The following is a 12,369-nucleotide window of genomic DNA, read 5'->3' as shown; positions in this document are numbered from 1 at the left end:
AAACAGAGTTTACTGTCTTTTGTGATGGTTTCGCCATCCTGCCCACAACCATTGCTCTAGAGTTCGTCCTCATGCCAATAACAAAAAAACCTGATCACCTCTCAAGAGAAATTTAAAAATGACAACATCACCTGCAAAACACTCGTGGCTGGTCCGCCTTGGCATCCCACCCGCGCTGGCCTGGGGCTACATCGCTGTATTGCTGTTTATGATTGGCGATGGCGTGGAATCGAACTATCTCGCACCTTACCTGCATGAAAATGGCTTTACCCTCAATATCGCGGCGGCGGTCATCGCCTTCTACGGCGTCACCGTTACGCTCGGTTCGTGGCTGGCCGGTTCACTCTCCACATTGATTGGCCCGCGTAAAGTGATGCTGGCAGGCGGTGTGATTTGGATTGTGTTTGAAGTGTTGTTCCTCGCCATCGCCTTACCTTCCCACAGCGTGGCCCTGCTCGCGTTAACCTATGGTTTACGTGGCGTCGCCTATCCGATGTTTGCCTATGCATTCCTGGTATGGATTCAGGCCGCAGCGCCCAGCGATATGCGCGGTTCAGCAACCGGCTGGTTCTGGCTGGCCTTTACCGGCGGCTTGCCAACGCTGGGCTCGCTGGTGGCGATCTTCTCAATAAAGTTAATCGGAGAATACGCCACGTTCTGGCTGTCGCTTGGGCTGGTCGCGTTAGGGTTGCTGGTCATGGTGGTCGCACTGAAAGAGCGCAGCGGCTATCAATCGTTACTTGATGAGCAACAGCGTCAGCAGAGCGTCGCTCGCACGTTGATGGGCGGTATCGATATTTTGTGGCGTGAACCACGGATTGCCGCCGCTGCCGTGGTTCGCATCATCAATACCACGCCGTACTTCGGCTTCTTTATCTTTCTTCCCGGCTTTTTCACCGATCAGATCGGATTTACGCAAACCGAATATCTCAGCCTAATCACCATCATGGGATTAGTCGGCATGAGTTTTAACCCGATTGTCGGCAAGCTCAGCGATCGCATCGGCTGGCGCAAAGTGCTGACGGTATTTGGTGGACTTGGCTCCGGCGTTTCAATGCTGCTGATGTACTTCGTACCACAGTGGAGCCACGGTAGCTTTGTACTCAGCGTCATCTGCGCCTGTTTATATGGCATCACCTTATGCGGCTATGTTCCCGCTGCCGCGCTGTTCTCATCCCTGTGCCAACCCAAAGATAAAGGCAACGCAATGGCGATTTACTGCTTTGCCGCCGGACTCTCCACCTTTTTTGGCCCCGCGCTTTATGGCACCTTCAACGCGCTATTTGGCACCTCGGGCGTGGTGTGGGGTTACGCCGCCTTATACCTGGTCAGCGCCATCGTTTCCTGGTGCTTCCTGCTCAGCCCGCTTGATCCCGGCGAGCAGCATAATCCCGAGGCGCAGCGCCTGCGCCGTTTAGATTCTGTCGCTTCAGAGTAAAGAGAGAGCCATGAAAGAGTTTGATTACATTGTGGTGGGCGGCGGCAGCGCCGGTTGTATCGTCGCCGCCAGGTTAGTCACGAAAGGCAACGCGCGCGTACTACTGCTGGAAGCCGGGCGCGATGAGTATCATCCAGTGCTAAAAATGCCGGCGGGTTACATGAAGTTTCTCGCCAGCGACAAATTCCTCACCATGCACCAGACCGAGCCGCAGCCGCAGCTTAACGGACGCGGCGTGATTGTGCCGCAGGCGAAAGTGCTGGGCGGTGGTTCGACGGTAAATGCGATGGTATATATGCGCGGCCATCGTCAGGATTACGCCGACTGGAACAGCGCGCTGGGCAATCAGGGCATTGACTGGTCGTGGAATGCGCTGCTGCCGCACTTTACCGCCATCGAAGATAATGATCATCTCGGTGCACCCTATCACGGCGTCGGCGGGCCAATGAAAGTGTCGCATCTCGGCCACTTCAGTCCACTCAGCCGCGCCTACGTGAAGACGATGCAAGGTTTAGGCATTCCTTACACGCCAGATTTCAATACCGGCAATCCGTTTGGCGTGGGATTTATGCAGCACACCATTAACGGAGAGACGCGCCAGCGCTGTAGCGTGGTCGATGCCTTTATCACGCCGCTGCGCGAGGACGCGCGCTTGACCATCGCCAGCGGTGCGCAGGTAGAAGAGATTATCTTTGAGGGCCAAACCGCCATCGGCGTGCGCTACGCACAAGATGGCCATCCACAACTTGCCAGCGCACGCAAAGAGGTGATTCTTGCTGCCGGTGCCTATCAAACACCCAAGCTGCTAATGCTCTCCGGCATTGGTCCGCAGGCGCAGCTTAAACAGCATGGCATTACGCTGCGTCAGCATTTGCCGGGCGTCGGCAAAAATTTGCAGGATCACTATGAAGTGCCGGTCGTAGCCAGCACCAACGGTGCGTTTGGCTATTATGGTCAGGATCGTGGCTGGCCGATGGTTAAAGCCGGCCTGCAATATATGTTGTTTAAAGCCGGCCCAGTCACCACCACTGGCGTGGAAACCTGCGCCTTCTTTGATCCTCTCGATTTTAGTGCAACGCCAACCATTCAGATGTTCTGTGTGCCTACCGTGTACCTCGACCGCGACATCATGGGTGCCGATCCTGGTCACGGCGTTACCGTCAATTCGTTGTTGCTTCGGCCCAAAGCTACCGGCGAGGTAACCCTGCGCGATAGCCGCGCCAGCAGCTTGCCGATAATCGATACACGCATCTTTGGTCATCCCGACGATTTAGCACGCACCATCGCCGGCTTCCGTTTTGCGCGTAAGGTGATTGCCGCTACGCCCATCGGCGCGATGGTGCAGCAAGAGATCTTCCCCGGCGCAGAGATCAATGCTGATGAAGCCATCGCCGAACACTGCAAACGCATGGTGAAAACCGGCTATCACCCGGTTGGCACTTGCCGCATGGGCCACGATAACGATCCGCTGGCGGTGTTACACGATGATCTGCGCGTGCGTGGCGTTAACCGCCTGCGCGTGGTCGATGCTTCAATGATGCCCAACATTATTAGCGGCAATACCAATGCCATTGTGATGGCGGTGGCCCATCGTGCTGCTGAATTGTTGTTGCAGACACACCTCAGCGAGAACAAGGAGCCCGCTTATGAGTGAAAAATTAATTCGCCTGCAGCGTGCGCTCGCCGACTGGCAGCTCGACGGCGTGCTACTTACCCGGCGCGATAACATTGCATGGCTAACAGAAGGTGCCAGTTTTTACGTAGTGGAGCGCGCCGAAACCGGCGTAGCCAGCCTGTTCATTACGCAGGATAAGGTTTTGCTGCTCGCCCCCGAAAATGAAATGCCGCGCATCGTCGCTGAAGAAGCACTGCCGTTTGCCTACCAAGCGCTGAGCTATCCGTGGTTTCAGTCGCTAAATGGCATGTTGCCGTTGGGTCATTTTGGCAGCGATACGCCGCAAAGCGGCATGACTGATATTCTGCAATCGATGATCGTGCTGCGTCAGGGGCTGAACGCCAACGAGCAACAGCGATACAGAGTGCTGGGGCGCGAAGCCGCGCAAATTGTCGAGGGCGTGGCGCGCCAATTACAGTCGGGCGTGACGGAATGGCAGGTTGAAGCCAGAATTGCTGCAGCCTGTCTGGCACGCGGAATTCGTCCAATGTGCATCTTAATCGCGGCCGATGAGCGCATTGCCGCGTTTAAACATCCGGTGCCGACGCAGAAAAAGCTGCAACAGCAAATGTTGATTACGCTCGGTGCCGAGCGCCATGGGCTGCACGTGAGTCTGACGCGGTTGGTGCATATCGGCGAACCTGAACCCGTATTACGCCAGCGGTTCAACGCGTTGTGCCAGATCCACGCCGATATTCTCTGTGCGATGCAGCCGGGCCACAGCTGGTCAGCGCTATTTAAAGCGATTGAAGCTGCCTATCAGCAGCATGGACATGTTGATGCATGGCGCGACCATCATCAGGGCGGCCCCGCCGGTTATGGTTGCCGCGACATGATCGTGACGCCAGAAATGCCGGGCAACGTAAGCAACGATAGTGCTGTGGCGTGGAATCCCACGCTAAAGGGCGTAAAAAGTGAAGATACTTTTTTGCTCACCGTTGAAGGTTGCGAAGCGTTAACGCGCAGTGGCGAATGGCCCATGATTACGGTGCAGCGTAGTGAGCGTACGCTGCACTTCCCTGACTGGCTGGTGTTGCCATCGTCGGCATAAGGAAGCGTTTATGTCACCTCGATTACACAATAAAACCGCGATTGTTACTGGTGCTGGCAGCGGCATTGGCAGCGCGATCGCTACACTGTTTGCGCAACAAGGTGCCCGCGTGGCGCTATTTGATCTCAATAGTGAAATCAGTGAAACGCTGGCTGCGGAATTGCAGCAACAAAGCGGTCAGCGCTGTCTGGCCTGGTGCGCTGACGTCACGCAGACCGATCAGGTGCAAGGTGCGGTGACGGCGGCGCAACAAACCCTTGGCCCTATTGATATTCTGATCAACTGTGCGGGCGTGAATGTGTTTCGCGATCCGCTGGCATTGGAAGATGACGACTGGCAGCGCTGTATGGAGGTCAATCTTAAAGGACCCTACAACCTGATTCGCAGCGTGCTGCCGGGTATGCTGGCGCGGCAGTATGGCAACATCGTCAACGTTGCGTCGGTACACGGTCATAAAATCATTCCCGGCGCGTTTCCCTATCCGGTTGCTAAACACGGTTTGATTGGCATGACGCGCTCGCTAGGCGTGGAGTATGCCAGCCAGGGGATTCGGGTTAACAGCATTTCACCGGGTTTGATCCTGACACCGGCGGCTGAAGCCTGGCTAGCAAGCTGTAATGATCCACAAGCAGAGCGTGAGCGGCAGGCGGCATTGCTACCTTGCAAACGTATTGGTGAACCGCAAGAAGTGGCGTATACCGCGCTGTTTCTGGCATCCGATGAAGCGCGTTTTATCAACGCCACTGATATTCTGGTCGATGGCGGGCGTAGCCAGGTGTATCACGAGTAATCAGTGATCGATTGGGTTGCCGCCTCAGCCTTCGCGATTGGCGATTGGCGATTTAACACTCGCCAGCACGTTGATTGTTGATGCGCCACCCGATGACGAAATGTGCCAGTTGTTGCGGAAAAAGAACATTACTCTGCTGTAACCCGCTATGCTTCGGTGCTGAACCGAAAACGCGTCCGCTTTGTGGCGGCACTTGATAATCAGGAGCTTAAAAGATGTCTGAGAATCCCTCCATCGCCCTTATTGGACCGGGCGCGATTGGCACCACCATTGCGGCGGCCCTGCATGAAGTTGGGCGCACACCCACCCTTTGTGGTCGAACTGCGCACCCCCAACTGGAGCTGCGTCACGACAGCGGTAAGATTATCGTTCCTGGTCCGGTGCTCACCAATCCGGCTGAAATTGCGCAGCCATTTGATCTGGTGTTCTTGGCGGTGAAAACCACGCAGGTGGCCGATAGCGCCGCGTGGTTGTCAGCAATGTGTGGCGAACACAGCGTGGTGTGTGCGTTGCAGAATGGCGTGGAGCAGAAAACCCAACTTGCGCCGTATGTTAACGGCGCCAGCGTGCTGCCCTCGGTGGTGTGGTTCCCAGCCCAGCGCGAACCGGATGCCTCAGTGTGGTTGCGGGAGAAGCCGCGCCTAACGCTGCCTGATACGCCGCAGGCGCAGCGGGTGGTTGCCGCCCTGCGTGACACGCGCTGTGCGGTTGAGCTTTCTGATGATTTCCTTACTATTGCCTGGCGCAAGCTGCTGCAAAACGCGGTTGCTGGCTTGATGGTGCTGTCGAACCGTCGCGCTGGTATGTTTCAGCGTGAGGATATCAGCGCGCTGGCGCTCGCCTATCTGCGCGAATGTTTGGCAGTGGCGCGTGCAGAAGGCGCTGCGCTAAGCGATGACGTGCCACAGGAGATCGTGGAGCGCTTCCATCGGGCACCGGCCGATTTAGGCACCTCTATTCTGGCCGATCGCCAGGCCGATCGCCCGCTGGAGTGGGATATCCGCAACGGCGTGGTTCAGCGTTATGGCCGTGCTCGTGGCATTGCGACACCGATCAGCGATGTGATCGTCCCGCTGCTGGCGGCCGGCAGCGAAGGCCCGGGTTGAATTAAACGCGCCACGCCGCAAACAGTACGCCGCTTACCTGGCCTGATTGCTCGGTAATGGGGCTATTAGCGGCGTGATTTTCCATCCGGTTAAGTGGCAGCCCCCTTCATACGTGCATTAATCTCCGCAATTGATTCCTTTCCCATTCCCCACATCTCCAGCGCAACGTTTGTTTATTTCCACGCTTTACAGTGATAAATGTCACAAACTTGCGCATTGTTAAAATCTTTACTAGGGTTTGCGCTTCTTTAGACTCATATAGCTTTCTTTTCCTTTCGTGAAAACATGGCTGCGAAAGCTATAAGATCGCGCCACTTTTTCTCATGGAGGTTTATGAGCACAGAAGCGAATACCCATCAGTCGGCCACATCCAGCGGATTGACCGTGGACGATATCACCGTCATCGACAACAAATTACTCAAACGCGCCGTCGGTGCTGCCGCGTTGGGTAATGCCATGGAGTGGTTCGATTTCGGTGTATACAGCTATCTCGCCGTGATTATCGGCCAGGTGTTTTTCGCTGATGCCAGCGCGGCTGCCCAGCTGATTGCCTCGTTCGGGACTTTTGCGGCGGCATTCTTAGTACGCCCCATCGGTGGCCTGGTCTTCGGCCCGCTCGGCGACCGCATTGGTCGTCAGAAGGTGCTGGCGATAACCATGATCATGATGTCGATTGGTACCTTCTGCATCGGACTGATCCCGAGCTATGCCAGCATTGGCATCGCCGCACCGATTCTGCTGTTCGCCGCGCGCTTGCTGCAGGGCTTCTCCACCGGCGGCGAATATGGCGGTGCCGCCACCTTTATCGCGGAATATTCCACCGATAAGCGTCGCGGTTTTATGGGCAGTTTCCTAGAGTTCGGTACGCTCGGCGGTTATCTGCTGGGTGCCAGCTTGGTTACCGCCATGATCGCCTTCTTACCGCATCAAACCATGATGGATTGGGGCTGGCGTGTGCCGTTCTTCCTCGCCGCACCTTTGGGTCTGTTTGGCTTGTATATCCGCTTGAAGCTGGAAGAAACGCCGGCGTTTAAAGATCACATGGACAAGCGTGAAGAGATGGAGCACAACAAGCCGCGCTTGAGCGTGTGGCAGATGTTGCGCGATCAGCGTAAACCGCTGCTGAAATGTATTGGTCTGGTGCTGCTGTTTAACGTCTCCAACTACATGCTCACCGCCTATATGCCAAGCTATCTCACCGGCGTGCTCGGCATGAGTGAACTGTCCGGCCTGATGTTGGTGATGGTGATTATGTTTATCATGATGCCGCTGACGTTAATGTGGGGACATTTGACTGACCGCATTGGTCGCCGTCCGGTAATTGGTTTAGGTGCGCTGGGATTAATTTTGCTGGCAATCCCGAGCTTTATGCTGATCGGCACCGGCAATATGCTGCTGGTATTTGCCGGACTGGCGGTGCTGGGGGTATTACATACCTGCTTCAGCGGCACCATGCCCGCGACGTTACCGGCGCTGTTTGTCACGGACATTCGTTACAGTGCGTTGGCGATTGGTTTTAACCTGTCGGTTTCGCTGTTTGGTGGCACCACGCCATTGATCACTGCCTGGCTGGTGGACACTACGCACAACAATATGATGCCGGCGTACTACATGATGGGTGCCGGAATTATTGGTTTGCTGACCGTATTAACGCTGAGTGAAACGGCGCGTAAACCGCTGAAAGGTTCATCACCGGCGGTGGCGACGGAAGCGGAAGCGCATCGCTTGATTGATAAGCTGCGTAAACGCAAAACGAAGCATAAACCGGCTTAACTTACAGCCTGCGAAATCAATGAGGTTGCTGCTGCTGGCAACCTCATCTGTTACTAAGCGAAGCGTTAAATCCCCCTCTTATTCGATAATTTCCGAAACCCGCCTGAAATCCGTTGGTAAGCGCCAGAAAAGGCCAAAATATCGACTATGATTTGATGTCCGACCCAACTTTTATCCCGATTTTTATATCGTTTTCAGCCAGTAGCGAATCGCTTGATGTCGTCCATTGCCCCTGCGTGGGCTAAACGAGGCAATTGAATGGAATTCAGATCATTTGAAAAATCCTGGGGCGCTGAGATTCTTGCGGATAGCAGCGTCCGTTTTCGTGTTTGGGCACCTGGGCAGCAGCAGATTACGTTGAGACTTGCCGACAAGGATACGGCCATGGCGCAGGTGGGCGACGGCTGGTTTGAGCTGCAGCTCAGCGGCGTGGTAGCCGGTGCAGAGTATAACTTTGTGCTGGCTGACGGCACGGTGGTGCCGGATCCCGCCGCACGCGCGCAGCAGGGCGACGTCAATGGCCCTTCCCTGGTGATCGATGCGCACAGCTATCGCTGGCAGCACACCGCCTGGCAAGGTCGGCCGTGGCAGGAGAGCGTGGTGTATGAGTTGCATATCGGCACCTTCACACCTGAAGGCACCTTTCGGGCAGCGATTGAGAAGTTGCCGTGGCTGGCGGAGTTAGGGATCACTCAGCTGGAAGTGCTACCGGTTTCGCAGTTTGGTGGCAATCGCGGTTGGGGCTACGACGGTGTGTTGCTCTACGCACCTCACTCCGCTTACGGTTCGCCGGATGATTTCAAAGCCTTTATCGATGCCGCGCATGCGCACGGTTTATCGGTGGTGCTGGATATCGTACTCAACCATTTTGGTCCGGAAGGCAACTATCTGCCGCTGCTGGCACCTGAATTCTTCCATCACGAGCGCATGACGCCGTGGGGCGCGGGCATTGCTTATGATGTCGATGCCGTACGCCGCTATATCGTTGAAGCGCCACTTTACTGGCTGCAGGAATATAACCTCGATGGCCTGCGCTTTGATGCCATCGATCAAATTGAAGATAGCTCCAGCAAGCATGCTCTGATTGAGATCGCCGAGCGTATTCGCCGTGAAATTCCCGACCGCCCTATTCATCTCACCACCGAAGATTGTCGTAACGTCATCTTCCTGCATCCGCGCGACAAACAGGGCAACGCCCCGCTGTTTAGCGGCGAATGGAACGATGATTTCCACAACGCGGTGCATGTGTTCGCCACCGGTGAAACCCACGCCTATTACCAGGATTTCGCCGACGTGCCAGAGAAGTTGGTGGCGCGCGTGCTGACCGAAGGTTTTGCCTACCAGGGCGAACTGTCGCCGCAAAGTGGTCAACGCCGTGGCGTGCCCAGCGCCGGTCAGCCGCCGGTGGCGTTCGTCGATTTCATTCAGAACCACGATCAGGTCGGCAACCGTGCGCAGGGTGATCGATTAATCACCCTCGCCGGCAGCGATCGCACTAAGGTGCTGCTGGCGACGCTGCTGCTGTCACCGCATATTCCGCTGCTGTTTATGGGCGAAGAGCACGGCGAAACTAATCCGTTCCTGTTCTTCACCGATTTCCACGGTGATTTAGCCAAAGCGGTACGTGAAGGCCGGGCCAAAGAGTTTACCGGCCACGCCGGTCATGACGAAGAGGTGCCCGATCCCAATGACCCGCAAACCTTCACGCGTTCGAAACTCGACTGGAACAAACTGCAAACGCCCGCAGGCCAAAGCTGGCTGGCATTGACGCGCGAGCTGCTGGCGCTGCGCCAGCAATATATTGTGCCGCTGCTGGCAGATGCCGGCGGCAACAGCGGCAAGGTGCTCGCCACGGCTGAAGGCTTTGTTGCCGTTAGCTGGCGTTTCCCGCAGGGCGAGCTGTCGCTGGCGTTGAATATCGGTACACAAAACCAACCGTTGCCGGATATGCCGGGCAGGACGATTTTCGCCTGGCCGCAAGAGGCTGAAGCATTGCCACAACACGCCATCGTGGTGCGTTTGGCACAGGGAGCAACAACATGAGTATTCCAACCGCGACGTACCGTATTCAGTTCCGTAACGGCATGACCTTTGATCGCGCTGCTGCGCTGGTGCCTTACCTCAAACGCCTCGGCATCAGCCATCTGTATGCCTCGCCGATTTTCAGCGCCACCGCCGCATCGACGCACGGCTACGACGTGATCGATGCCAATGAGATCGAACCGGCCATTGGCGGCCGTGCCGGTTTTGATCGTTTGGTTGCGGCGCTGCAGCAGGCGGACATCGGTTTGATCCTCGACATCGTGCCGAACCATATGGCGGCCTCGCTGGAGAATCGCTGGTGGCGTGATGTGATTGAGTATGGCGAAAGCAGCCGCTATGCCAATCACTTTGATATCGACTGGACGCGCCGCCTGACGCTGCCGTTTCTTGGCGACAGCTTTGACAACGTGCTGGAAAACGGTGAGCTGAGCATTCAGGCAGATCCGCAAACGGGCCATCCGGCGCTGGCCTATTTCGACAGCTTCTATCCGCTCACGCCGGCGAGCTGGCAGGATCGCGCTGATGAAGTGCTTGCCATTACCGATGCCAACGCAATTGCTGAACTGCATGATCAACAGCCGTGGCGCCTTATCAGCTGGCGCGACGCACGCAGCGAGCTCTCCTATCGCCGCTTCTTTGAGATTACCGGTTTGGTGGGCGTGCGCGTGGAGGATCCGGCGGTATTTGCCGATTCTCACCGCTTGATTCTGGAGCTGGTGCATTCCGGCGCAGTCAGCGGTTTGCGTGTCGATCACGTTGATGGCCTGGCCGATCCGCAAGGCTATCTGCAGCAGCTACGCCGCGCCACCGGTGAGGATTGCTATATCACGGTGGAAAAAATCCTCGCCGAAGGTGAGCACATTCCCGCCGAATGGCCAATTTCCGGTACCACCGGTTACGAGTTTATTGCTGCGCTCTCACATGCGCTGATCGACGATGCGCAGATTGATACGCTGCATCTGGCGTATGAGTCCACCACCGGCGAACGCAACAACGTTGAAGCCGGATTACGCGTGGCGCGTGAACTGATGGTCGATCGCAATTTCGCCGGTGAATTTTCCCGCCTACTGCAGCTGGCGACGCAGATTGCTGGCTCGGAACACCGCAACCTTGGCGAAGCGGAACTGCACGTTGCGCTGCGGGAGATCCTCATCGCCTTCCCGGTATATCGCACTTACGGTCAGCTGGATGGCATGCCGCTGGAGGGCGAGGAACTGCTGCAACAGGTGCTGGAGCTGGTGAAAAACAGCGCCTCGCCGACGGTGCTGAGTTTGCTGCAGGCGATTTTACTGGGCGCGGTCTCTGAAGAGAGCGAACACCATGCCCATGAATTCCGCGTACGTTTCCAGCAGTTAACCGGACCGCTGATGGCGAAGTCGGTGGAAGATACCCTGTTCTTCCGCAATCACGTGGCGTTAGCCATCAATGAAGTGGGCGCTGAACCGTTGCCGCACGCCTTTTCGCTGGCGCACTTCCACAGCGAAATGCAGACGCGGCTGCAACAGCAGCCTGACGGCATCTCATCCACGTCAACCCACGATACTAAACGCGGTGAAGATGCGCGCGCGCGTCTATATACGCTAAGCGAAGCCCCTTCGCTATGGGCCGAAAATGTCACGCGCTGGCGCCAGATTAATCAAGCGCAGGTGGTTGAACTGGAGGACGGTGCCGCACCGGAACCTGCGGTGGAGTGGATGCTGTATCAGGCGTTAGCTGGCGTGTGGCCAACGACTCTGCAACCGCAGGACGCCAGCGAGCTGGCGTCGCGCTTTATCCCGTTTGTCGAAAAAGCGTTACGCGAAGCCAAGCTGCGCACTGACTGGGCTGAGAACAACGAAGCCTATGAAAAAGCGGTGCTGGATTACGCGCGCCACCTGCTGTCGCCTGCCAATCAACTCTTCCTCAGTGATTTCAGCCACGCGCTGCAGCCGTTTATTCAGGCTGGGCTGATCAACAGCCTGACGCAAACGGTGATTAAACTGACCGCGCCGGGCGTGCCGGATATCTATCAGGGCAGCGAAGCGCTGGATTTCAGCCTGGTCGATCCCGATAACCGCCGCACACCCGACTTTGAGCAGCTGGAACAGCAGCTGGATGAATCGGCGTCTCCCGACTTTAACGATGCGCAACACTGGCTAAGCGGCAAGCTTAAACAGCAGGTGATTGCGCGCTTACTGCAGCTGCGTCGTGATTATCCACAGCTGTTCCGCATGGGTGATTATCAGCCGTTAAACGTCAGTGGCGAACATCAGGATAAAGTGATTGCCTTTGCGCGCCAGGACAGCGACCACGCGCTGCTGGTGATCCTGCCGCGCCTGAGTTTCGACAACGCCCAATGGACGCAAACTGAAGTGGTATTGACCGAATCACTTGCCCATCGCCACTACCGCAATCTCTGGACCGGCGCAACCGTGACGATTGGCGATTATATCGCGCTGGATGAGGCGGCCTCGAGTGCGCCATTAGTGCTGCTTAGCAACTAACACATTGTCT

General features: G+C 56.5%; 8 protein-coding genes. All 8 read left to right on the top strand.

What is annotated here, in order from left to right:
- The first annotated feature begins 118 nt into the window (after positions 1-118).
- The 8 genes from AC790_RS22680 to treY all read left to right on the top strand — a co-directional run bounded on the left by AC790_RS22680 (position 119) and on the right by treY (position 12,359).
- Positions 119-1,438, top strand: a complete 1,320-nt coding sequence (locus AC790_RS22680; protein ID WP_007891716.1) for an MFS transporter — start codon at positions 119-121, stop codon at positions 1,436-1,438.
- Positions 1,439-1,448: 10 nt separating this feature from the next.
- Positions 1,449-3,092, top strand: coding sequence for a GMC family oxidoreductase (locus AC790_RS22675; protein WP_049853304.1), 1,644 nt, complete (start codon positions 1,449-1,451; stop codon positions 3,090-3,092).
- Positions 3,085-4,164, top strand: a complete 1,080-nt coding sequence (locus tag AC790_RS22670; protein WP_049853303.1) for a Xaa-Pro peptidase family protein — start codon at positions 3,085-3,087, stop codon at positions 4,162-4,164. Before AC790_RS22675 ends, AC790_RS22670 begins: the two co-directional genes overlap by 8 nt.
- 10 nt (positions 4,165-4,174) lie before the next feature.
- Positions 4,175-4,954 (top strand): SDR family oxidoreductase, encoded by a 780-nt coding sequence (locus tag AC790_RS22665; RefSeq protein ID WP_049853302.1) that lies wholly within the window; start codon positions 4,175-4,177, stop codon positions 4,952-4,954.
- Between the two features lie 215 nt (positions 4,955-5,169).
- Positions 5,170-6,060 (top strand): oxidoreductase, encoded by an 891-nt coding sequence (locus AC790_RS22660; protein WP_049853301.1) that lies wholly within the window; start codon positions 5,170-5,172, stop codon positions 6,058-6,060.
- A gap of 333 nt (positions 6,061-6,393) precedes the next feature.
- Positions 6,394-7,833, top strand: coding sequence for a glycine betaine/L-proline transporter ProP (gene proP, locus AC790_RS22655; RefSeq protein ID WP_049853300.1), 1,440 nt, complete (start codon positions 6,394-6,396; stop codon positions 7,831-7,833).
- A 258-nt stretch (positions 7,834-8,091) separates the two neighbouring features.
- A complete protein-coding gene (gene treZ / locus AC790_RS22650; RefSeq protein ID WP_049853299.1) occupies positions 8,092-9,876 on the top strand; it encodes a malto-oligosyltrehalose trehalohydrolase in 1,785 nt (594 codons plus the stop codon).
- A complete protein-coding gene (gene treY / locus AC790_RS22645) occupies positions 9,873-12,359 on the top strand; it encodes a malto-oligosyltrehalose synthase (RefSeq protein WP_049853298.1) in 2,487 nt (828 codons plus the stop codon). Before treZ ends, treY begins: the two co-directional genes overlap by 4 nt.
- The last annotated feature ends 10 nt before the right edge of the window (positions 12,360-12,369 follow it).

This window comes from Pantoea sp. RIT-PI-b (assembly GCF_001187905.1).
Classification (GTDB): Bacteria; Pseudomonadota; Gammaproteobacteria; order Enterobacterales; family Enterobacteriaceae; genus Pantoea; species Pantoea nemavictus.
The sequence above is the reverse complement of the archived record's forward strand: the minus strand, read 5'-3'. Positions and strand labels throughout refer to the sequence as shown.